This window comes from Enterobacter sp. KB-221C9, assembly GCF_041320715.1.
Lineage (GTDB): Bacteria > Pseudomonadota > Gammaproteobacteria > Enterobacterales > Enterobacteriaceae > Enterobacter > Enterobacter asburiae_D.
This window is the reverse complement of the sequence record NZ_JBGIWG010000008.1, coordinates 21,744-44,691: the sequence shown is the minus strand read 5'-3', so window position 1 is coordinate 44,691 and position 22,948 is coordinate 21,744. Positions and strand designations below refer to the sequence as shown.

Annotated in this window: 22 protein-coding genes; 3 read left to right on the top strand and 19 right to left on the bottom strand. The window is 57.8% G+C overall.

Going from position 1 to position 22,948, the window contains the following annotated elements:
- Positions 1-29: 29 nt before the first annotated feature.
- From cvpA to pdxB, 8 genes are all read right to left on the bottom strand, one after another.
- A complete protein-coding gene (gene cvpA / locus AB8846_RS13530; RefSeq protein ID WP_000262116.1) occupies positions 30-518 on the bottom strand; it encodes a colicin V production protein in 489 nt (162 codons plus the stop codon).
- Positions 519-683: 165 nt separating this feature from the next.
- On the bottom strand, positions 684-1,370 hold the full coding sequence (gene dedD, locus AB8846_RS13525; RefSeq protein ID WP_063145402.1) for a cell division protein DedD: 687 nt from the start codon (positions 1,368-1,370) through the stop codon (positions 684-686).
- Positions 1,360-2,628 carry a bifunctional tetrahydrofolate synthase/dihydrofolate synthase gene (gene folC, locus AB8846_RS13520; RefSeq protein ID WP_370732917.1) on the bottom strand — a complete coding sequence of 423 codons (1,269 nt, stop codon included), beginning with the start codon at positions 2,626-2,628 and terminating at the stop codon, positions 1,360-1,362. The genes dedD and folC overlap by 11 nt, the downstream gene beginning before the upstream one ends.
- Before the next feature lie 70 nt (positions 2,629-2,698).
- On the bottom strand, positions 2,699-3,604 hold the full coding sequence (accD, locus tag AB8846_RS13515) for an acetyl-CoA carboxylase, carboxyltransferase subunit beta (protein WP_063145400.1): 906 nt from the start codon (positions 3,602-3,604) through the stop codon (positions 2,699-2,701).
- 154 nt (positions 3,605-3,758) lie between these two features.
- Positions 3,759-4,418, bottom strand: coding sequence for a DedA family protein (locus AB8846_RS13510; RefSeq protein WP_032659206.1), 660 nt, complete (start codon positions 4,416-4,418; stop codon positions 3,759-3,761).
- A gap of 28 nt (positions 4,419-4,446) precedes the next feature.
- Positions 4,447-5,259: a tRNA pseudouridine(38-40) synthase TruA gene (truA, locus tag AB8846_RS13505; RefSeq protein ID WP_023312566.1), complete on the bottom strand. Its 813-nt coding sequence runs from the start codon at positions 5,257-5,259 to the stop codon at positions 4,447-4,449.
- Entirely contained in the window at positions 5,259-6,272 is a 1,014-nt protein-coding gene (locus AB8846_RS13500; RefSeq protein ID WP_370732916.1) for an aspartate-semialdehyde dehydrogenase, read from the bottom strand. Before AB8846_RS13500 ends, truA begins: the two co-directional genes overlap by 1 nt.
- A gap of 67 nt (positions 6,273-6,339) precedes the next feature.
- Entirely contained in the window at positions 6,340-7,476 is a 1,137-nt protein-coding gene (gene pdxB / locus AB8846_RS13495; protein ID WP_370732915.1) for a 4-phosphoerythronate dehydrogenase PdxB, read from the bottom strand.
- A 113-nt stretch (positions 7,477-7,589) separates the two neighbouring features.
- Here pdxB and flk point away from each other — a divergent pair, with 113 nt between their 5' ends.
- Positions 7,590-8,594 carry a flagella biosynthesis regulator Flk gene (gene flk / locus AB8846_RS13490; protein WP_331411805.1) on the top strand — a complete coding sequence of 335 codons (1,005 nt, stop codon included), beginning with the start codon at positions 7,590-7,592 and terminating at the stop codon, positions 8,592-8,594.
- Positions 8,595-8,684: 90 nt separating this feature from the next.
- Here flk and AB8846_RS13485 read toward each other — a convergent pair whose 3' ends face one another.
- Together AB8846_RS13485 and fabB are read right to left on the bottom strand one after the other, a co-directional pair.
- A complete protein-coding gene (locus AB8846_RS13485) occupies positions 8,685-9,863 on the bottom strand; it encodes an MFS transporter (RefSeq protein ID WP_063145395.1) in 1,179 nt (392 codons plus the stop codon).
- Positions 9,864-9,931: 68 nt separating this feature from the next.
- Positions 9,932-11,149 carry a beta-ketoacyl-ACP synthase I gene (fabB, locus tag AB8846_RS13480; protein ID WP_063145394.1) on the bottom strand — a complete coding sequence of 406 codons (1,218 nt, stop codon included), beginning with the start codon at positions 11,147-11,149 and terminating at the stop codon, positions 9,932-9,934.
- A 158-nt stretch (positions 11,150-11,307) separates the two neighbouring features.
- Here fabB and mnmC point away from each other — a divergent pair, with 158 nt between their 5' ends.
- A complete protein-coding gene (gene mnmC, locus AB8846_RS13475; protein WP_370732914.1) occupies positions 11,308-13,305 on the top strand; it encodes a bifunctional tRNA (5-methylaminomethyl-2-thiouridine)(34)-methyltransferase MnmD/FAD-dependent 5-carboxymethylaminomethyl-2-thiouridine(34) oxidoreductase MnmC in 1,998 nt (665 codons plus the stop codon).
- 76 nt (positions 13,306-13,381) lie between these two features.
- Here the strand turns inward: mnmC and AB8846_RS13470 are convergent, their stop codons facing one another.
- The 6 genes from AB8846_RS13470 to prmB are packed head-to-tail and all read right to left on the bottom strand — an operon-like array spanning position 13,382 to position 17,930.
- Positions 13,382-13,657, bottom strand: a complete 276-nt coding sequence (locus tag AB8846_RS13470; RefSeq protein WP_028013966.1) for a YfcL family protein — start codon at positions 13,655-13,657, stop codon at positions 13,382-13,384.
- A 13-nt stretch (positions 13,658-13,670) separates the two neighbouring features.
- Positions 13,671-14,216, bottom strand: coding sequence for an elongation factor P hydroxylase (locus tag AB8846_RS13465; RefSeq protein ID WP_264438522.1), 546 nt, complete (start codon positions 14,214-14,216; stop codon positions 13,671-13,673).
- Positions 14,216-15,025 (bottom strand): sulfite exporter TauE/SafE family protein, encoded by an 810-nt coding sequence (locus AB8846_RS13460; RefSeq protein ID WP_032642026.1) that lies wholly within the window; start codon positions 15,023-15,025, stop codon positions 14,216-14,218. Before AB8846_RS13460 ends, AB8846_RS13465 begins: the two co-directional genes overlap by 1 nt.
- Positions 15,025-15,849 carry a penicillin-insensitive murein endopeptidase gene (gene mepA, locus AB8846_RS13455; RefSeq protein WP_023312576.1) on the bottom strand — a complete coding sequence of 275 codons (825 nt, stop codon included), beginning with the start codon at positions 15,847-15,849 and terminating at the stop codon, positions 15,025-15,027. The genes AB8846_RS13460 and mepA overlap by 1 nt, the downstream gene beginning before the upstream one ends.
- A gap of 2 nt (positions 15,850-15,851) precedes the next feature.
- Positions 15,852-16,937 (bottom strand): chorismate synthase, encoded by a 1,086-nt coding sequence (aroC, locus tag AB8846_RS13450; RefSeq protein WP_029742149.1) that lies wholly within the window; start codon positions 16,935-16,937, stop codon positions 15,852-15,854.
- A 60-nt stretch (positions 16,938-16,997) separates the two neighbouring features.
- Positions 16,998-17,930: a 50S ribosomal protein L3 N(5)-glutamine methyltransferase gene (gene prmB / locus AB8846_RS13445; protein ID WP_033146104.1), complete on the bottom strand. Its 933-nt coding sequence runs from the start codon at positions 17,928-17,930 to the stop codon at positions 16,998-17,000.
- A gap of 145 nt (positions 17,931-18,075) precedes the next feature.
- On the opposite strand from prmB, the gene smrB reads away from it, so the two are divergent.
- Positions 18,076-18,627, top strand: a complete 552-nt coding sequence (smrB, locus tag AB8846_RS13440) for an endonuclease SmrB (protein ID WP_370732913.1) — start codon at positions 18,076-18,078, stop codon at positions 18,625-18,627.
- A gap of 46 nt (positions 18,628-18,673) precedes the next feature.
- On the opposite strand, the gene sixA is transcribed toward smrB, so the two are convergent.
- The 3 genes from sixA to fadI form a co-directional block, all read right to left on the bottom strand.
- Positions 18,674-19,159, bottom strand: a complete 486-nt coding sequence (sixA, locus tag AB8846_RS13435) for a phosphohistidine phosphatase SixA (RefSeq protein ID WP_045330962.1) — start codon at positions 19,157-19,159, stop codon at positions 18,674-18,676.
- Positions 19,160-19,368: 209 nt separating this feature from the next.
- Positions 19,369-21,516: a fatty acid oxidation complex subunit alpha FadJ gene (fadJ, locus tag AB8846_RS13430; RefSeq protein WP_370732912.1), complete on the bottom strand. Its 2,148-nt coding sequence runs from the start codon at positions 21,514-21,516 to the stop codon at positions 19,369-19,371.
- On the bottom strand, positions 21,516-22,826 hold the full coding sequence (fadI, locus tag AB8846_RS13425; protein WP_063145391.1) for an acetyl-CoA C-acyltransferase FadI: 1,311 nt from the start codon (positions 22,824-22,826) through the stop codon (positions 21,516-21,518). The genes fadJ and fadI overlap by 1 nt, the downstream gene beginning before the upstream one ends.
- Positions 22,827-22,948: the final 122 nt, after the last annotated feature.

Genomic DNA, 22,948 nt, shown 5'->3' with positions numbered 1-22,948 from the left:
CTTTTCCTCGTTAAGCCACATCTCAGGGTTTATGCCCTGGGCAAAAAACTCGACGAGCTTTGCAGATAGTCAAAGAACCATCTGATGATGAAGCTGAACTCTGGAATGAGCTGCGATTTTTGCCAGTCTTCGCTTTTGGAGAACCCGGTGAAGGTATCCAGGAAGAACAGGATCGCGGCCACAATCAGCACGCCTCGTAATGCCCCGAAACAGATCCCGAGCACCCTGTCCGTTCCTGACAGACCGGTTTTCTCGACCAGCTGACCTATCACGTAATTCACGATAGCGCCGACAATCAGCGTTGCGATAAACAGCACCGCGATAGCGATTCCATTTCGGACCAGTTCATCTTCAAAGCCCGTGAACCAGACAGACAGGTAAGTGTAGTAATGACTGGCGACAAAGAAAGCACAACCCCAAGTCACCAGCGATAACGCTTCACGAACAAAGCCACGGATCAGGCTAACCAGACAGGAAAAACCAATCACCGCAATGATGGCGTAATCAATCCAGACCATATGTGTCCCACGATTTAACGCCCTGTCATCCAGTTCGGGGCGAATTCTAACAGAAAAAGAAAACGTTTGCGTAGGGATTTCCTTCCCGCGCGTAAATAAAAAAGGCGCTGAAAAAATGTTCAACGCCGTGGCTTGTCGCCTCTCTCTTTAAGGAGCAGGTCGTACTTAGTTCGCGCTGTAGCCCATCACCACACCGCTCAGGCCGGAGATCTGCTTCAGCTCACCGAGCGAACCTTTCAGCTTATCTTTGGACGCTTCTGGCCCCACGAGGATACGGGTAATTTTACCCTGCACCGGCGTGGAAGGTGAAGTGTAAACACGATATCCCGCGCTGCGCAGTTTGCTCACAACCTCGTTGACCTTATCGGCGTTTTTCAGCGCGCCCAGTTGCACAACATAGGCTTTACCGGTCGGTGCCGCGTCTTGTTTCGCTGGCGGTGGCGTTTCTGAGGCGGCGGCCAGCTGCTCTGCCGCTTTATCCCGCTGCGGTTTCGGCTGCGGCTTCTCAACCGGCTTCGGTTTTTCAACAGGCTTAGGCTGCTCTACCGGCACCGGATCGATATCGCTGTTGCTCGCTGCCGCCAGGCGAGACGGATCGAGCGACGGTGCGGCGGCATCGCCTGCACGCACCTCTTCCGCCGCCCCTTCCGGAGGCTGAGCAGGCAGCGCCTGCGTCGCCGCTGGCAGCATATCCGGCTCATCGCGGTCACCCGGTTTCGGCACCAGCGGAATAGCGGCAAACTCATCCTGATAATGCTTTTTCTGCCCGTCGAGCAGACCCGGGAGAATAATCACCCCGAGCGCGACCAGCACAATGGTTCCTGTTAAACGGTTCTGAAACTTACTCGCCACCGGTTCTCCCCGCGTCCATCACTTCCATGACATGTGCCACCGTGTGGAATGACCCACACACCAGCACGGTATCTTCTGGTTTAGCATCCGCCATCGCGGCATGCCAGGCCTGAGCCACGCTACTATAGATTGCGCCTTTGCCGAGATGTTCCATCAGCTGCTCAGCCGTCGCGCCGCGCGGCCCTTCCAGAGGAGCACAATACCAGCTATCGACCACACTCTCCATGCAGGCCAGCGTCCCGCCGATATCTTTATCATGAAGCATACCGATAACCGCCAGCACACGCCCGGTTTTTGGTAACGATTTGAGACGTTCCGCGAGATACGCCGCCGCATGCGGGTTGTGCGCCACGTCCAGAATCAGGCGCGGTGACTCGCTGACAATCTGGAAACGTCCGGGCAGAATTGCGCTCTGAATGCCATCGCGGATCGCCTGCTCGCTGACCACGAGGCCGCTGGCGCGCAGGGCCGCCAGCGCGGTTGCCGCGTTCGGCTGCGGCACCTGCGGCAGCGGCAGGTCGTCCAGCACGCCCTGGGCATCGCTAAAGCGCCAGACGTTTTCCTGAACCTCATACTGCCAGTCAACGCCAAGGCGCAGCAGACGCGCGCCCTTCTCGTTTGCCACGTCAGCAATGGTATGCGGCATATCCGGCTCGCCGACCACGGCGGGCTTATTTGCGCGAAAAATACCGGCCTTCTCGCGGCCAATGCTTTCACGATCCGGTCCCAGCCAGTCGATATGGTCCAGCGCGATGCTGGTGACTACCGCCACGTCCGCATCCACCATATTAGTCGCATCAAGACGTCCGCCGAGGCCAACCTCAAGAATCACCACGTCCAGCTGCGCCTGTTTGAACAGCCACAGCGCCGACAGGGTGCCGTATTCAAAATAGGTTAATGAGATCTCACCGCGTGCGGCTTCAATTTCCGCGAACGACGCCGTATGCGCCGATTCCGGCAGCTCGCGGTTCTGCACGCGAACGCGCTCGGTGTAGCGGACCAGGTGTGGAGAGCTGTACACGCCAACTTTATAACCCGCGACCATCAGGACAGATTCCAGCGTGCGGCAGGTCGTGCCTTTACCGTTGGTGCCCGCGACGGTGAATACGAAAGGTGCCGGTTTGAGCACATCAAGACGCGCGGCGACCTGGCTTACGCGCTCAAGCCCCATATCGATGGTTTTACTGTGCAGGTTTTCCAGATAAGAAAGCCACGCGGCCAGGGGCGACGTGGCTTGGGGAATGCTTTTATTTTCCATAATGCCCGGTTGTCATTAACAGATTAGAAAGCAAAAGGGCAGCGCCAACCGGCCCTGCCCTTTTCAGTTATCAGGCCTCGGGTTCCTGATCCGGTACCACCACGCCTTCGCGCGGCTCATCCGGGTTCGGCGCTGGCAGATTCATCAGCTTCGCCAGGACGCTCGCCAGCTTCAGGCGCATTTCCGGACGGCGGACGATCATGTCGATGGCGCCTTTTTCAATGAGGAACTCACTGCGCTGGAAGCCAGGCGGCAGTTTTTCACGAACGGTCTGCTCGATAACGCGAGGACCCGCAAAGCCGATCAGCGCTTTTGGCTCAGCGATGTTCAGGTCGCCCAGCATCGCGAAGCTCGCGGAGACGCCGCCCATAGTTGGGTCGGTCAGCACGGAGATGTACGGAAGACCGCGCTCCTGCATTTTCGCCAGCGCAGCAGAGGTTTTCGCCATCTGCATCAGCGACATCAGCGCTTCCTGCATACGCGCACCGCCGGAGGCAGAGAAGCAGATCAGCGGACAGTTGTCTTCCAGCGCCTGCTCAACGGCACGCACGAAGCGCGCACCGACCACGGAGCCCATTGAGCCGCCCATAAAGGCGAACTCAAACGCAGCGGCAACAACCGGCATCTCATGCAGGGTGCCTTTCATGACGATCAGCGCGTCTTTCTCGCCGGTCTCTTTCTGTGCAGAGGCCAGACGATCTTTGTATTTTTTGGAGTCGCGGAACTTCAGCACGTCTTTTGGCTCGAGTTCGCTACCCAGCTCTACCAGAGAGCCTTCGTCCAGCAGGCTATGCAGGCGGTTGCGCGCCGACATACGCATATGGTGGTCACACTTCGGACACACCTCAAGGTTGCGCTCCAGCTCTGCGCGATACAGAACCTGGCCGCAGCTATCACACTTCGTCCATACCCCTTCAGGAATGCTCGCTTTACGCGTTGGGGTAATGTTGCTTTTAATTCGTTCAATCCAGCTCATTGATAACCTTTCTGCCTGAACCTGGTCGTATGCCAGTTTTGCTATAAGAGGCGAATAATGCCATTTTTGCCTCCAACAGACCATGAATGTTGCACATTAAAACATAACAGCCCGAAACTTTGGATAAAAAAGTGGTCGAACCGCCAGCGTGCATTTACTTCGCTTGCTTTGCCGCCGCACGTTTGTGACGAATGATTTCGATAACGCCCGGCAGTACTGAAAGCACAATAATCGCTACAATCAGTAACTTAAGATTTTCCTGAACGATCGGAAGATCGCCAAACAGGTAGCCTGCATAGGTAAACAGCAATACCCACAGCAGCGCGCCAACCACGTTGTATGCCGCAAAATGACGATAGGACATATGCCCCATTCCCGCCACAAACGGTGCAAAAGTGCGTACAATAGGCACAAAACGCGCAAGGATAATGGTTTTTCCGCCATGGCGTTCATAAAACGCATGGGTTTTATCTAAATAGCTGCGACGGAAAATTTTTGAATCAGGATTGCTGAAAAGCCGCTCACCGAACACCCGTCCAATCGTATAGTTAACCGCATCACCAATAATGGCGGCAATCACCATCAGCACAACCATAAGATGCACGTTCAGGTCATTGGTGGGTAACGCCGATAGCGCGCCGGCAACAAACAGCAGTGAATCCCCTGGCAGGAATGGGGTAACGACCAGCCCGGTTTCACAAAACAGAATAAGAAACAGAATGGCGTAAACCCAGACGCCATACTGCGCGACCAGCTCTGCCAGGTGAACATCAATATGCAGGATGAAATCAATTAAAAAACGAATTACGTCCATATTGTCTAAACCCTAATTGCACCTTTGTTTAGTCCGCTAAAAATAGCGGACCCATTGGCGGTTTCGGCAGGTCAAACCGATCCGGATAGTCAACCGAGACCAGATATAGCCCTTCCGCTTTCGCCGTGGCTGCCGCAAGCGTTCTGTCCTTCGCTGCCAGCAGGTCTGCAATCCAGCTCTCCGGCTGGTGTCCGGCACCCACTTCCATCAGGCTGCCCACAATATTCCGAACCATATGATGTACAAAGGCATTGGCTTTGATATCCACCACCACATACGCGCCAAAACGGCTGACGTTTATGTGCATGACGTTGCGCCACGGCGTGCGGGACTGACACTGCACCGCACGAAACGACGTAAAGTCATTTTCACCAATCAAACACTGCGCCGCACGATGCATGCGTTCTGCATCAAGCGGTTCATAAAAATGCGTCACGCCCTGGCTTAACACCGCCGGACGCAGGCGCTGGTTGTAGATGACATAACGGTAGCGACGCGCCGTGGCGCTGAAGCGCGCGTGAAAATCATCCGGCACAGCTTTTACCCAACGCACCGCAATGTCACCAGGCAAATTCGCATTTACACCCAGCGTCCAGGCGGCATCCTTACGCACGGCGGTGGTTTCAAAGTGAACCACCTGCCCCGTACCGTGAACACCCGCGTCCGTACGTCCTGCGCACAGGACGTTAATCGGCTCGTTTGCCACCTGTGAGAGCGCTTTTTCCAGCTTTTCCTGGACGCTGCGCACCTCGTTCTGACGCTGCCAGCCATAATATTTACTGCCATCGTACTCAATTCCGAGGGCAATTCTATGGACCGGCTTTTGTTCCACGTCTGACATCAGTACAGGTACTCCTGCACCAGTTTCTCAGCGATCTTGACCGCCATCAGCGCGCCGCCAAAGCGAACGTTGTCGGCAACGGACCAGAACTGAACCTGTTCCGGCATACCGTAATCGTTATGCACGCAGCCAACGGAAAGATGCGCGCTTCCGGAGGCGTCACCTACCTGGGTCGGGAACTCGCTCTCTTCAGAGAGCACGATGTCTTCACCGCGGCCAAACGCATCACGCGCCTCTTCTGCCGCCAGCGGACGCAGCGCTTCAAAACCTACCATCTGCGCGTGGCCGTAGAAGACCGGGGACTGCACGACGTTCGCGGAGATCATCAGGCCATCGTCCTGCAGAATTTTACGCACTTCATCAACGATACGACGCTCTTCGCGCACGGAGCCCTCGCGGTCCGGCAGCAGCGGCAGCATGTTGAACGCCAGCTGGCGACCAAAGAAATCATCTTCATCAATCGGGATACCGTTCAGCAGCTTCGCGCTCTGCCCGGCAAGCGCGTCAACGGCCTTTTTGCCGTTCGCGGACGCGGACAGCAGGCTGGTGACGGTAATGCGCGACAGGCCGCCGTCGTCGATCAGCGGTTTCAGGGCGGTGAGCAGCTGGCTGGTCAGGCTGTTCGGAACCGCAATGACGTTACGGTTGCGGTAGTCAGCGAGCACAAACGGGTTAACGTCCGGCACCACCAGCGGCACGTCCGGCTCCATTGAGAACAGGCCGCTCAGGTCGATCACCAGGCAGCCTGCGTTGGTCGCCTCTTCAACGTATGCAGCAGTCGCTTCAGCGCCCGCGGCAAAAAACGCCAGCTGCGCCTGCGTCCAGTCGAACGCGGCCGCGTCCTGCACCATCACGGATTTACCGTTAAAACGCAGATGCTCACCTGCGCTGTCGGTACGCGCCAGCGCATAGATGTCGCCCACCGGGAACTGACGCTCAGCAAGGGTTTCGAGCAGGGCTTCGCCCACGGCACCCGTGGCACCTAAAATGGCAATGTTCCAGCCTTCAGACATGGTGGTTTACTCCAGAAATAAAAAAGCGTCCCTGTCGGAGTATCCGACAGGGAGCATTAAGAAGACATTAACGTGCCGGGTGATGAACGGCGTTAAATCCCAGCTTATGCAGCAGCGTCGCCGCCGAGGCGTCGTCGCACATCACATACAGGGAAGACCACTCGCGGCGCTCAACGTAGTTCTTGCGCAGCTTATCAAACTCACCCGGGATCCCCGCCGCTTTACGCAGCAGCGCATCATCGCGGCGCACATCATACACCAAATGCACCAGCCTTTTCAGCGTTGCCTGATCGAGCGGGCCGTGCAGGGTAATGCGGCCAAATTCAGGCGCGGGGAGTAAGGTATCCAACGCTACCTGCTGCGGATGGCCGATAAAAGCGCTGTAGGCCTCGAAGACCTGCGTCGTGCCGCGCGCTTTCCCCTCGAGGGTGTAACCGGCGATATGCGCGGTGCCCACGTCCACCTTATTGAGCAGCTCAACGTTGAGATCCGGCTCCGGCTCCCAGACGTCCAGCACCACGCTGAGGTCTTGTCCTTCATTCAGACACGTCAGCAGCGCGGCGTTATCCACCACCGGACCACGGCAGGCATTTATCAGAATAGTGCCAGCCTTCAGACGACGGATCAGCGCCTCGTCAGCAAGATGCAGCGACTTATACGGCCCCTCTTTAAACAGCGGCGTGTGGAAAGTCAGCACGTCACACTGTTCGACCAGCTCGTCCAGCGGGCGGAAATCCCCCTCATCGCCGTTGTCTTTGCGCGGCGGATCGCACAGCAGCGTGCGGATCCCTAACGCTTCAAGGCGCTTTTGCAGGCGCCCGCCGACGTTACCTACGCCGACAATCCCCACAGTGCGATCCTTCAGCGCAAAACCGTCGCGCTCGGCCAGCATCAGCAGGGAGGAGAAAACGTATTCCACGACGGCAATGGCGTTACAGCCCGGCGCGGCGGAAAAACCGATTCCAGCCTGCTTCAGCCACTTATCATCCACATGATCGGTCCCTGCCGTTGCGGTTCCGACAAACTTAATCGCTTTACCGGCGAGCAACACCTCATTCACTTTGGTCACCGAGCGCACCATCAGCGCGTCTGCGTCATCCAGTTCGTTGACCGGGATCGGGCGACCAGGGACAGCCTTAACGTTACCCAGGCGGCTAAATAGCTCACGGGCATAAGGCATATTTTCATCAACGAGGATTTTCACGTCTGAGTACCTGTTTGAGAGGAAGAAAACCTGCCAAGTGTGCCATAATCTGGCCGCCAGGCATATACGTATACCTGGTTAACGCTGAGTTTTGACTTTAAGGATTTTTGACGATGCAGCCCATTTCAGGTACGCCGCCACGCCCTCCGGGTGAAGGCCCCGTCACGCCAAACGTTGCCGGTGAACAACCGCTATCCACGCAACAGCGCACCGTGCTGGAGCGACTGATCACGCGCCTGATTGCGCTGACTTCACAGCAAAACGCGGAAGTCTGGGCCGGGGTTAAGCATGATCTAGGCGTGAGGAACGACGCACCGCTGCAGTCGCGTCATTTCCCTGCTGCCGAGCAAAACCTGAACCAGCGTATCACTACCGCGCAGCAGAACCACACCACGCGCCAGATTGTCGCTCAGCTGACGGAGCTGCTGGGCCAGGGCAATAACCGCCAGGCGGTGAGTGATTTTATTCGCCAGCAGTATGGTCAGACCGCGCTGGGCCAGCTGACGCCCGACCAGCTCAAAACCGTGCTGACCCTGCTGCAGAACAACGAGCTGTCTATTCCGCAGCCTCAGGTGCGCCCGGCGACCGAGCGTCCGCTGCTGCCTGCCGAGCACAACACGCTCAAGCAGATGGTGACAAAGCTGGCTGCGGCCACCGGCGAACCGACGAAGCTTATCTGGCAATCCATGCTGGAGCTGTCCGGCGTGAAGGCGGGTGAGCTGATCCCGGCCAAACAGTTTACTCATCTGGCGACCTGGCTCCAGGCGCGCCAGACGCTCAGCACCCAGAATGCCCCTACCCTGCATACCGTCCAGGCGGCACTTAAACAGCCGCTTGATCCGCATGAGTTCGACGTGATTCGTGATTACGCCCAGCAAAACTGGCAGGCCACGCCGCAAACGGTCCTGACCACCGCGCAGGTGCAGGATCTGCTCAATCAAATCTTCGTTCGTCGCGCCGAGCGTGAGGGCGGCGTGCCGGAGGTGAGAAACATTCAGCCGATCTACAGCCCGCTGTTTGCACCAGTCGTCGAGACGTTCAGAACGCTCTCTGCGCGTCCGGGGCTGATGTTTATTGCGCTACTGATTGCACTGGCGATTTTCTGGCTGGTTGCCTGAGGTTTTGCCCGGTGGCGCGACGCTTACCGGGCCTACAATTGCTCGAACCGTAGGCCGGGTAAGGCACAGCCGCCACCCGGCAACAACGGCTCAAGTCCTGCGAAACGCCACCAGCGTCACCACGATCCCCACCACCGCAGAAACCGCACCGGCCAGGAAGACGGACGGATAGCCAAACGAGGTGGCTAACACCCCTGCCAGCGGCCCGGTGACCCCGTATGAGATATCCTGAAACGCCGCATAGCCGCCCAGCGCCGTACCGCGCACCTGTGGGGCCACGCGCTTCACCACTTCAACGCCCAGCGCCGGGAAGATCAGTGAACAGCCGCAGCCGGTCAGCGCCGCACCAAGCAGCGCAACGGATGCCACGGGTGCATTCCACAGCAGCAGCAGACCGATGGCCTCAATCACCAGCGACGCCACCGCCACCTTCACCCCGCCAAAGCGATCCGGCATCCAGCCGAAGAGCACGCGCATCAGCACAAACGCGCCGCCAAACGCGGTAAGCGTAAAACCGGCCATCGCCCAGCCGCGGCTCATAAAATAGAGCGAGACGAAGGTACCAATCACCGCAAAACCCACGCCCTGCAGCGCCAGGCCAAGACCCGGCTGCCAGATCTGGCCAACCACGCTCCACAGGGAAGGCCGCTCGCCTTTGTGCGCGGGTACCTTACGCACCGAGCCGTTAAACGCCCACGCCAGCAGGGGTAAAACCATCGTGGTTGCGGCCAGCGCCGCAAATCCAAACTGGCTATTAATCAGCAGCCCAAGCGGTGCGCCCGCGGCCAGCGCGCCATAGATGGCCATACCGTTCCAGGACATCACCTTGCCGGAGCGTGCTGGCCCCACCAGGCCCATTCCCCAGGTCAGGGTGCCGGTCAGCAGCTGGCTTTCACCGAAGCCAAGGATTAAACGGCCCAGCACCAGCAGCGCAAATTTATACGCGGCGTCTACCGGCAGGAGAGCCGCCAGCAGCCATGCGCCGCCCGCCAGCCCACAGGCAAACATTCCCTGTAGCGCCGAGCGTTTTGCACCGTGCTGATCCGCCAGCCGTCCGGCGTAACCGCGGGTTAAAACCGTGGCTAAAAACTGAATGCCCACGGCAATGCCGACCATGGTGTTGCCATAGCCCAGTTCCTGATGAACGAACAGCGGGATCACCGGCAGCGGCAGGCCAACGGTCATATAGGTTAGAAATACCGCAAAAGCGATGCGGAACAGCGAGGTGTTCCCGGACGTGGCGTTTTTTTCTGAGGTTGCGGCCGTCATGCATAACTCCGAATTCAGGCATAAAAAAAGGGAGCCATCAGGCTCCCTTCTACTATACATTCAAACGCTTATGCTTTCAGCTTACGCATGACCAGCGTGGCGTTGGTGCCACCGAAGCCGAAGCTGTTTGACATGACGGTGGTCAGCGTCGCGTCCATTGGTTTGGTTACGATGTTCAGGCCAGCAGCCTGCTCGTCCATCTCATCAATATTGATGCTTGGCGCGATAAAGCCGTTTTCCAGCATCAGCAGAGAGTAGATCGCTTCCTGCACGCCAGCCGCACCCAGAGAGTGACCGGTCATGGCTTTGGTCGCGGAGATCGCCGGGCTGTTGTCGCCGAAGACTTCACGGATCGCACCCAGCTCCTTCACGTCGCCTACCGGAGTAGAGGTACCGTGGGAGTTCAGGTAGTCGATTGGGGTATCAACGCCGTGCATCGCCATCTTCATGCAGCGCACCGCGCCTTCGCCGGATGGCGCAACCATGTCGGCGCCGTCAGACGTTGCACCGTAGCCCACGATTTCAGCGTAGATGTGCGCGCCACGTGCCAGGGCATGCTCCAGCTCTTCAACCACAACCATACCGCCGCCGCCAGCGATAACGAAACCGTCACGGTGCGCATCATAGGTACGGGATGCTTTATCCGGGGTTTCATTGTACTTAGTGGACAGTGCGCCCATCGCGTCGAATTCACAGGCCATTTCCCAACCCAGCTCTTCGCCGCCGCCAGCAAATACGATGTCCTGTTTACCCAGCTGGATCTGCTCAACAGCATTACCGATGCAGTGTGCGGAAGTTGCACACGCGGAGCTGATGGAGTAGTTCACACCGTGGATTTTGAATGGGGTCGCCAGGCACGCGGAAACCGCAGAACCCATGGCTTTGGTAACCACGTACGGACCTACTGCTTTCAGACCACGCGGGCTACGCATTGCGTCAGCACCGAATACCTGCGCTTTTGATGAGCCGCCGGAACCGGCGATCAGACCCACGCGCGGGTTGTTCTGATAAACCTCTTCACTCAGGCCAGCATCTTTGATCGCTTCCTGCATGGAGAGATAAGCATAAATAGAGGCATCGTTCATGAAACGAACCACTTTGCGGTCAATCAAACCGGTGGTGTCCAGTTTGACGTTACCCCATACGTGGCTACGCATACCTGAATCTTTAAACTCTTCAGAGAAAGTGATCCCGGAGCGTCCTTCACGCAGAGATGCCAGGACTTCCTGCTGGTTATTACCGATGCTGGAAACAATGCCCAGGCCAGTAATCACTGCACGTTTCATTCAATACCTCTGTAAGTCGCACTATAGTAAGTTTCGAGTCGCACAATAGCGTACACTTGTACGCCGAACAAGTCCGATCAGACATTTTCTGCGGAAATTTGCACCGATGGACTCACATCGTTAAGATCGTGCCACTGCCTGTCAGACGAGTAACTTACGTGAAACAAAACGCTATACAACCCGCCAACCTCGAATTCAACGCTGAGGGTACACCTGTTTCCCGAGATTTTGATGACGTCTATTTTTCTAATGATAACGGACTCGAAGAAACTCGCTATGTTTTCCTCGATGGAAACCAGCTCAGCACCCACTTCCCGGAGCATCCGCGCAGCCTGTTTGTGGTCGCGGAGAGCGGATTCGGCACCGGGCTGAATTTTTTAACCCTCTGGCAGGCGTTTAACCAGTTTCACGCTGCACACCCTGAGGCTACGCTACAAAGATTACATTTCATCAGTTTCGAAAAATTCCCGCTCACCGTGCACGATCTGCGGCTCGCTCATCAGCGCTGGCCAGAGCTTGCCACCCTGGCGGAACAGCTTCAGGCGCAGTGGCCGCCTCACATCGGCGGCTGTCACCGTCTGATTCTGGACGGCGGACGCGTAACGCTGGATTTATGGCTTGGCGACATCAACGACCTGACCGATACGCTCGATGATTCGATGAATCAGACGGTGGACGCGTGGTTCCTGGACGGCTTTGCCCCCGCCAAAAACCCGGACATGTGGAGCCAGCATCTGTTTAGCGCGATGGCGCGGCTGGCGCGTCCTGGCGCAACGCTTGCCACCTTCACCTCGGCGGGCTTTGTCCGCCGCGGGCTGCAGGAGGCGGGCTTTACCATGCAGAAGACCAAAGGCTTTGGCCGCAAGCGCGACATGCTGGTCGGCAGGATGGAGCAGACGCTGGACGTTCCCGCTCAGGCGCCCTGGTTTGCACGCCGCGCCAGCGCATCACGTGAGGTGGCGATAGTCGGCGGGGGGATCGCCAGCGCCCTGCTCTCTCTCGCGCTTCTCCACCGCGGCTGGCAGGTCACGCTCTACTGCGCTGACGACGCGCCAGCAGGCGGCGCTTCCGGCAACCGCCAGGGGGCGCTCTATCCGCTTTTAAGCGCGCACGACCCGGCGCTGTTCCAGTTTTTCCCGGCGGCGTTTACCTTCGCCCGTCGTCTGTACGACGCCCTGCCGGTGGCATTCGCTCATGACTGGTGCGGCGTGACGCAGCTCGGCTGGGATGAAAAGAGCCAGCAAAAAATCACGCAGATGCTGTCGCTGGGCCTGCCTGACGAGATTGCCCGCGCGGTAAGTGCGCAGGAGGTGGCGGACACCGCTGGCGTAGAAACCGGCTGTGGGGGCATTCAGTATCCGCTCGGCGGCTGGCTGTGCCCGGCTGAACTGACCGCGGCGGTCATTGCCCTGGCGCAGTCGCGCGGGCTGACGGCGCATTATGCACACACCGTTGAATCGCTGAGCCGGACAGAACGCTGGAATCTGCGTTTTACCGATGGCAGAGAGGCGAGCCATGCCAGCGTTGTGCTGGCAAATGGACATAACATCAGCCGGTTTATCCAGACGGAGGCGTTGCCGGTTTATCCGGTCGGTGGCCAGGTAAGCCATATTCCTTCCGCGCCCGAACTGAGCAAACTGCGTCAGGTGCTCTGCTATGACGGCTATCTGACGCCGCAAAATCCGTCTAACGGCCATCACTGCATCGGGGCCAGCTATCATCGTGGCGAAACGGATATGCGCTACAGCGACGCGGATCAGGCGCAGAACCGCCAGCGCCTGATTGACTGTTTCCCGGATGCGGCGTGGGCGAAAGCGGTTGACGTCAGCGAGGGGGAAGCGCGCTGCGGCGTGCGCTGTGCCACACGCGATCATCTGCCGATGGCGGGAAATGTGCCGGACTACGACGCGACGCTTACGGCCTATCAGGACCTTGCTGATAACCGGGATAAAGCGGTAAGCGCGCCGGTTTATCCGGAGCTGTATATGCTGGGTGGATTAGGGTCTCGCGGGCTGTGTTCCGCACCGCTGCTGGCGGAAGTGTTAGCCGCACAAATGAGCGACGAGCCGATTCCGCTGGACAGGGTTACGCTTGCGGGGCTGAATCCGAATCGCTTGTGGGTACGGAAACTGCTGAAGGGGAAGAAGGTTAAGTAGGGTGCCCTCACCAATAGTGCTGAGGGGATATTCGTAGGCCCGGTAAGCGCAGCGCCACCGGGCGAAATACGATGACTTAGCGTTTAGCCTGCTGGAACAAATTGTCCCACATGCCCAGCACCAGTGACTGGTCGCGCGGAGAGAGCTCCCCGGCCAGAATGGCTTTTTCCAGGCTGCGAGTGACTTCAGCGTGAACGGCGTCGGCAGAGTGATCGTCACCCGCTTCCAGCTCGGCTACCGCGAGCGTCAGGTGACCACGCAGATAACCGCTGGCGAACAGCTCATCATCACTGGCGTGTTCCACCATGTCATCAATTAACGCCAGAATGCGTGATTCAAATTCTGCGATCATCTTCTTTCCTCTGTTAAAGATCTTCCGGCCAAGGGAAGCATTCCGCCGTCATCTCCGGCGTGTGGTAATAATTCTGTAAAGCCTCGATCAGGCGTGCCGGACGTTCCGGGATGCCTTTCTCAAGATATTCCATCACCTGCGCGTGAACGCGGCGCTGGAAGACGATACGGTCTGGCTCGAAGTCGCCTTCGAGGTTGTCACAGCTCACGTTGAACGGGAAGCCCGCCGCGACGCAGAATAGCCATTCCAGCGCCTGCGGCTTCACTTCCACATCTTCAAACTGCCCCTGCGTTGCGGCGTCACGCCCGTCCGGGCAGTACCAGTAGCCGAAGTCCACCAGCTCACGCCGCGCTTTCCCCGCAATGCACCAGTGCGAAATCTCGTGCAAGCCGCTGGCGTAAAAGCCGTGGGCAAAGACGATGCGGTTATACGGAACCTCTGCATCAGCAGGAAGATAGATCGGTTCGTCGTCGCCTTTAATCAGACGGGTATTAAAATCGTCAGCAAAACAGCCGTCGAAAATCTCAATAAGCTGTTCGTATTTATGCGTACTGTTCATTAGTGCATCCCCAACCAGGTGAGGATCTCCTGTCCATGGCTGTCATAAAGAAGTTTGGCGCTCATTACGGCCGAGACGATGACGATCATCGGGCGAATAAGCTTTTGTCCTTTGCTTAACACCAGACGCGAGCCCGCGCGCGCGCCCAGGAACTGCCCTGCCATCATCACAAATCCGGTTGCCCAGATGACCTTACCGCCGATGATAAACAGCAGCAGGCCGCCGACGTTTGAGGTTGCGTTGAGCACTTTGGCATGGGCGGTAGATTTGGCGAGGTTAAACCCGGCCAGCGTCACGAAGGCTAACGCGTAGAACGAGCCAGCGCCGGGGCCAAAGAATCCATCGTAGAACCCCACGCAGCCGCCCGCAATAAGCGCAAACGGCAGGCCGTGCAGACGACGCTGGCGGTCCTCTTCACCGAGCTTTGGCATCAGCAAAAAGTAGAGGCCAATGCAGATAACCAGAATCGGCAGGATCTGACGCAAAATATCGGACTGCACGTGCTGAACCAGCAGCGCGCCAGACGTGGAGCCGATAAAGGTCATCAGGATATTGAGCTTCTGATCGGCCAGGCTCACTACCTTGCGGCGGATAAAATAGAGCGACGCCGAGAGCGAGCCGCCGCAGGCCTGAAGCTTGTTGGTGGCAAGCGCCTGTGCCGGGCTCATGCCCGCCGCCAGCAGCGCGGGCACGGTTAACAACCCGCCGCCGCCGGCGAGCGCATCGATAAAACCGGCCAGCATGGCCACAAAGAACAGCACCACCAGCAGCAGCGGTGACACCATAAACAGATCGACGAAATTATCCATTAAAGTACATGCTCATCCAGTAGCGCCTGGCAGGAAGGCGGCAACGGAGGCGGTGTCTTCTTCTCAGGCTTAGAGGTTCCAGGTTTTGCCGGTTCAAACCAGCTTTGCAGTTCCGCACCGCAGCCATCGCCTGGCGGCGGTAGCGGCTGATCTTCACATTCCAGACTGTTCGCCGGGCAGCGCAGACGAACGTGCATGTGCGCACGATGCTGGAACCACGGGCGCACTTTGCGCAGCCAGTCGCGATCGGTTCCGGCATCCAGGCAAAGCTGCTGCTTGATGGCCGGGTTAACGAAAATCCGCGTGACGTCGTTATCTTCCGCGGCCAGCTTGATCATGCTGGATACGTCCCGCGTCCACAGGGACGGCACAACGCGCTTACCGTCGCTCGCCACCAGATCCAGCGCCTGCGGCTTCAGCAGTTGGGCGGAGGTCCAGCGGGCTTTCGGCAGCTGCAGGAAGATATCGACATCCAGTCCGGTCTGGTGACTGGCGTGTCCACCGTTAAAACGACCGCCGGCAGGCATCCCCATATCGCCAATCAGCATCGTGCCCAGCCCCAGGTTATGCACCTGATTTCCCAGACGCTGGATGAACAGCACCAGATCCGGGTGGCCGAAATAACGCCGCTGATCGGTGCGCATCACCTGATAGGTATCAGACTGGAGAGGAAGCTCCTGGGCACCGACGATACAGCCGTTGGAAAAGGCGCCAATGGACTGCGCGCTCCCCGCCACCGGGTGGGTGATTTTTTGCCATGGCGTCGCGGCCAGACTGGCTCCACTGGCGAGCAGCGCCAGCAGAGCAATTGCGGTTTTTTTCATGTTTACCAGCGTGGAATGGTGGTCGTCACATCCGCATTCTGCGCGCGCTGGCGCAGGAAGTGATCCATCAGCACGATCGCCAGCATCGCTTCTGCGATCGGCACCGCGCGGATCCCCACGCACGGATCGTGACGACCTTTGGTGATCATCTCAACTTCTTCGCCATCGCGGTTAATCGTGTGGCCCGGCACGGTGATACTGGAGGTCGGCTTCAGCGCGATGTTGGCAACAATCTGCTGCCCGCTGCTGATACCGCCCAGGATGCCGCCCGCATGGTTGCTCTGGAAGCCCGCCTTCGTGATTTCGTCGCGGTTCTGACTGCCGCGAAGCTGAACCACGTCAAAGCCGTCGCCAATCTCTACGCCCTTCACCGCATTGATGCTCATCAGTGCGTGGGCAATGTCGGCGTCGAGACGGTCAAATACCGGCTCGCCCCAGCCAGCCGGGACGCCGTCCGCCACCACGGTGACTTTCGCACCAATGGAGTCGCCCTCTTTTTTCAGGCCGCGCATCAGTTCGTCCAGCGCTTCAAGCTTGTCGGCATCGGCGCAGAAGAACGGGTTTTGTTCAACCTGATCCCAGTCCTTGATCGCCAGCGGAATGTCGCCCATCTGGGTCAGGCAGCCGCGAATGACGATGCCAAATTTCTGCTGCAGGTATTTCTTAGCAATTGCCCCTGCCGCCACGCGCATCGCGGTTTCACGCGCGGAAGAACGCCCGCCGCCGCGATAGTCGCGGAAGCCGTACTTTTGTTCGTAGGTATAGTCGGCATGTCCCGGACGGAAGACGTCTTTAATGGCGCCGTAGTCCTGGGAGCGTTGATCGGTGTTTTCGATCAGCAGACCAATGCTGGTCCCGGTGGTGCGGCCTTCGAAGACGCCGGAGAGAATTTTTACCTGGTCCGGCTCGCGACGCTGCGTGGTGTAGCGAGAAGTGCCCGGACGACGACGGTCGAGGTCGTGCTGTAAATCGGCTTCGGTCAGTTCGATGCCTGGCGGTACGCCATCAACGATACAGCCCAGCGCCAGCCCGTGCGACTCGCCAAAGGTGGTCACGCGGAATAACTGTCCAATACTGTTTCCTGCCATCACGGCTCCGATATTGTTGTTTGTGTTTGAGCGTTGTGAAACGGGCCGAAGCCCGCTGGATTAATCTTTATAGATGCTGAAGTATTCGCGCGCGTCGAGCAGCTGCGCTTTGGTCAGCATAAAGACGCCGTCACCGCCGTTGTCGAACTCAAGCCAGGTGAACGGCACATCCGGGTACTGCTCTATCAGATGTACCATGCTGTTGCCCACTTCACAAATCAGAACGCCGTCGTCGGTCAGGTAATCTGGCGCGCAGGCCAGAATGCGGCGCGTCAGCTTCAGGCCGTCAGAGCCTGACGCCAGACCCAGCTCCGGCTCGTGACGGTATTCATTCGGCAGATCGGACATGTCTTCCGCATCGACGTACGGCGGGTTGGTGACGATCAGATCGTACTGCAGCGTCGGCAGGTCGCGGAACAGGTCAGAGCGAATTGGCGTAACGTGATGGATCAGGCCGTGCTCTTCAATGTTGTGCTCGGTCACGGCCAGCGCGTCGGTGGAGATATCGACGGCGTCTACTTCCGCTTCCGGGAAGGCGTACGCGCAGGCGATGGCGATACAGCCGCTGCCGGTACACATATCCAGAATGTGCTGCGGCTGATGGCCGATCAGGCCCTCAAAGTGGTTGTTGATCAGCTCGCCAATCGGCGAGCGCGGCACCAGCACGCGTTCATCGACGTAGAACTCGTGGCCGCAGAACCAGGCTTTGTTGGTCAGATAGGCGACTGGAATACGCTCGTTCACGCGGCGGATCACGCGCTCAACGATGCGGTGTTTTTCGCTGGAGGTCAGGCGCGCGGTGCGCATGTCTTCCGGGATATCCAGCGGCAGGTAGAGCGACGGCAGCACCAGCTGCACGGCTTCATCCCACGGGTTATCGGTACCGTGACCGTACCAGATATTAGCGGCGCTGAAGCGGCTAACCGACCAGCGCAACATGTCCTGTATGGTATGCAGCTCGTTTACTGCTTCATCGACAAAAATTTTATCCACTCTTTCCTCCAGGGCATGCTCGCATAATTTTCGGCGGCTAGTTTGCCATGAAGACGGCGATAAATCAGCAATGACGCGTCTCGCTTGAGGTTAAAAAATGCGTTTAGTCGGGTACACTGTCGGAAATACGAGATGAGAATGACGAATGAAAAAGAAAACATCGCTCAGCGAGGAGGATCAGGCGCTCTTCCGACAGCTAATGACCGGGACGCGGAAAATCACGCAGGACACCATCGTCCATCGCCCGCAGCGCAAAAAAATCAGCGAAATACCGGTCAAACGCCTGCTGCAGGAGCAGGCCGATAACAGCCACTATTTTTCAGATGAATTTCAGCCGCTGCTCAATACGCAGGGGGCTGTAAAATACGTGCGCGAAGACGTCAGCCATTTTGAGCTGAAAAAGTTACGTCGCGGAGATTATTCGCCGGAGCTGTTTCTCGATCTGCACGGTTTAACGCAGATGCAGGCGAAACAGGAGCTGGGGGCGTTGATCGCTGCCTGTCGCCGTGAACATGTTTTCTGCGCCTGCGTGATGCATGGCCACGGAAAACATATCCTTAAGCAACAGACGCCGCTGTGGCTGGCTCAGCATCCACACGTGATGGCTTTTCATCAGGCACCCAAAGAGTACGGCGGAGATGCCGCATTGCTGGTGTTGATTGAAGTGGAAGAGTGGCAGCCGCCAGAGTTGCCCTGACAGAATGGCGGGAAGCACATTGCACCCCGCCATATCGCACGTCACGTCAGATCGCTTTTGCCATCTTCAGGTTGCACGGACTCATTTGCCAGTTGAAGACACCTTTGCCCGTTTCGTCGAGAGAAACATTGGCAATGGCGGATGTCGTGAACATCGGCGGGGTCTCGCCAGGGCACAGCTCAGATACCAGATAGCCAACCAGTGGCAGGTGGGAAATGACCAGCGCGGAAGCGACACCTTCATTGCACAGCGCCTGAAGATAAGCGCTGACAAGGCCTACATCGCCACATGGGGTGAGTTCAGGGAGAACATCCACACTGGATGGCAGGTTCATACACTCCCCTACCACGTCCAGCGTCTGTTCTGCACGCAGGAACGGACTCACCAGAACGCGTTCGATGTCCACTTTTTGACCGTTAAGCCAGGTCGCCATCAGACGTGATTCGTCGCAGCCACAGACGGTCAAAGGACGTACTGAGTCACTGGCGGCATCGAGTGCCGCGTCGCCGTGACGCATGATAAAAACTTGCATATTGCACCGCTTTTGTTAACCAGAATCACCGGCGTTAGCTACCCGCGATAAACGCTGCGAGGTAGAAAACCCGATGGTCGGGCATTGTGCCTGATCCATTCGGTGAATGAAACGCTGTTTTTTACCTCATTGGCGTAAGTATAGTCAATCTCTGTTTACAAAATCGCCAGAACAGGTTCATTCACTTCAGGATTTACCCTTCTTTGACCTCAGCTTACGAGGACAGTTTCCCTTGCAGGCCAAAATGTCTGGCCGCGTTCCGCCATCTGCAATAATTCGTCACACGGTGTAAACCGTGGACCATATTGCGAAGCCAGACGTTGCAGGATAGCAACCACTTCTCCCGCGCCGAGCGTATCCATATAACGGAACGGGCCGCCAAGGAAAGGCGGGAAACCAATGCCAAATACCGCGCCAATATCACCATCGCGTGCGCTCTTGATCACCTGTTCACCAAAGCAGCGCGCCGCTTCATTGAGCATCATCATCACGCAGCGCTCAGCACACTGAACGGCGGACAGTTTTCCCTGACCGGTGGTCGAAATAAGCCCATAAACCGAAGGGTCGACCTGTTTCTTGCTTTTACGCCCTTTCGCGCCGTAAAGATAGAAACCGCGTTCATTTTTTCTGCCTTTGCGATCGTCCTTCAAAATTGCAGAAACAATGTTTGCAGGTGGGCTAAAACGATCGCCATAGGCGGCTTCCAGCACTGGTATAATTTTAGTGCCGGTGTCTATTCCCACCTCATCCAAAAGTTGGATTGGACCAACGGGGAAACCAAACTTTACCAATGCCTCGTCGACGTGCTCGATTTTCTCGCCTTCCGTCAGCAACCGCATTGCTTCATTAATGTAGGGAGCGAGAATGCGGTTGACGTAGAAGCCGGCTTTATCTGCTACCACGATCGGCGTTTTCCCCTGCTTCTTCGCAAGCTTGACTACCGTGGCGATGGTTTGCGGACTGGTGGTCGCATGCGGAATCACCTCCACCAGCGGCATTTTTTCGACCGGGCTAAAGTAGTGCAGTCCGATCACCTGCTCCGGACGCTCGGCTTTCGCCGCGATATCGCCAATCGGTAATGACGACGTGTTTGAGGCAAAAATGGTATGCGGGGCGCAATGTTGCTCAACGTCTGCCACCATCTGCTGCTTAAGCGCCAGATCCTCAAACACGGCTTCAATCACCAGATCGCGGTGCGCAAAACCGCTGTAATCCGTCGTGCCGGAGATCATCGCCAGGGTTTTATCACGCTCGCTTGCCTTGATATGGCGGCGTTTGACCTTTTGATCAAGGTTCTGCCAGCTGTACTGAAGCGCGTGGTTGATCCCCTTAGGATTAATGTCTTTGATTCGTACAGGTAATTTGCCTTTGCTGGCGGTGACAAAAGCGATACCGCCGCCCATGAGCCCCCCACCCAGTACGCCAATAGCACGAAGTGGAGCGGGCTGCGCCTCGCTGCCGGGATCTTTTTTCACGTCCGTGCTGGCGAAGAAGATGCTGCGCAGCGCCTGAGACTGCGGCGTCATCGCCAGTTCGCCAAAGGCTTTGGCCTCCGCGGCATAGCCGCTGCTGCTGCCCTGCGACAGCCCGGTTTCGATCACTTCCAGGATCCGCTTTGCCGCCGGGTAATTGCCTTTGGTTTTTTGTTCGGTCTTTTTGCCCACCATGTTGAACAGGAGCGTTCTCCCCAGCGGACCGGCCAGCACGCGCTCGCGTACCGGCAGAGGACGTTTTGCCTGACGCCCTTTCAGCGCAAGCGCAACGGCGGCCTCCAGCAAAATGGACTGCGGCACGACGTCATCGACCAGACCGGCCTTCAGCGCCTGACGGGCACGCAGCTGTTTACCGGTTAAGATCATCTCCAGCGCCGTGCTGACGCCCACCAGGCGCGGCAGTCGTTGCGTTCCGCCGGAGCCAGGCAGCAGGCCCAGCTGCACTTCCGGCAGACCCAGAATGGTTTTCGCATCGTCAGTACAAATCCGGCTGTGGCACGCCAGCGCCAGCTCAAGCCCGCCGCCCAGACAGGCACCGTGGATCGCGGCAATGAGCGGGATCGGCAGTCCGTTGATCTCCGCCATCACCTGCTGGCCCTGACGCGCCAGCTCTTCGGCTTCCAGAGCGCTTTGCGCCCGTGCGATCATGTTGATATCGGCCCCGGCGATAAAGTTATCCGGCTTGGCAGAGATAAACACCAGGCCACGAATGGCTTTGTTATCGCGGATCTGCTTTAGCATCGCGCGCACCTGAACACCAAATTCGGCCTTCAGGGTATTCATCTTTTCATCAGGCACATCAATAGTGATAACGGCCACGTTATCGAGGCGAACCGTCAGATTAAATGCAGATGGCATATCCATTATTCAGCCTCCAGAACCATTGCTGCGCCAAGGCCACCCGCCGCACAGGCGGTAACAAGGCCAAACCCGCCGCCACGGCGACGGAGTTCATGTAATGTTTGTGTGATCATCCTCGCCCCCGTGGCGGCAAACGGATGACCATAGGCGATAGAGCCGCCAAGCACGTTGAATTTACTCTGATCCACTTCGCCTGTGGCGTGGGCGCGGCCCAGTACATCGCGTGCGAAACGCTCGCTTGCCAGCAGCTGAACGTTTGCCAGGGTTTGCGCGGCAAACGCTTCGTGCATATCAATCAGGGTTAAATCAGCCAGCGTCAGCCCCGCGCGCTCCAGCGCCAGCGGCGTGGACCACGCCGGACCTAACAGCATGTCCTGCCAGACATCAATGGCGGTAAAGGCATAGCTGCGTAAATAGCCCAGGGGAGTGATGCCCAGCTCCTTCGCGCGGGATTCGGTCATCAGGATCACGGCGGCGGCACCGTCCGTCAGCGGCGTACTGTTCGCCGCCGTTACCGTGCCGTGCTTGCGGTCAAACGCAGGGCGCAGCTTTGCGTAATCCGCCAGCGTCGAGGTGCCGCGAATATTGTTATCTTCCGCGAGCGGTTCACGATAAGGCGGGATATAAGCCGTCATCACCTCGTCGGCAAGTTTGCCTTCCGACCAGGCCTTCGCAGCGAGCTGGTGCGAACGATGCGCCAGGGCATCCTGCTGTTCACGGGTAATGCCGTAGGTTTTCGCCATCTGCTCGGCGGTATCGCCCATACGCAGGCCGGTGGAGTATTCGGCGACAGCAGGTGGTACAGGCATGAGGTCGCGCAGGCGTAAACGCGAGAAGAGTTTGAGTTTCTGACCCATCGTGCGGGCTTTATTGGCATCAACCAGGATGCGCGCCAGCTTTTTACTGACCCCAATCGGCAGCACCGAAGAGGAGTCCGCCCCACCCGCAATCCCGGCGCGAATCGTACCCGCCATCAGGCTTTCAGCAACGTTAGCCACGGCCTGAAAGCTGGTTGCGCAGGCGCGGCTGACGCTGTAGGCATCGGTATGCACGTTCATCCCGGTACCGAGGACGATTTCCCGCGCAATATTGGGGGCTTCAGGCATCTGCACGACCTGACCGAATACCAGCTGTTCGATAACCTCAGGCGGAATTTCGCTGCGAGCCAGCATCTCCCCCACTACCATTTTCCCCAGGTCGACGGCCGGTATGCCATGAAACGCCGTTGCCTGACGCGCAAACGGTGTGCGCAATCCACTGACTATGGCAATGCGATCGCCCTGACGGGTAATAAGCGGTAATGCCTGACTCATAACACTCCCCTGTAAAAAATTTTCGCAAACACAAAGTGGTCTGACCTGATAATAGTCTTAACCATTTTTTTACATTCAGCCAATCGGGGAAACGAAAAAGTGCGAGCTAAGGCACAGAGAAG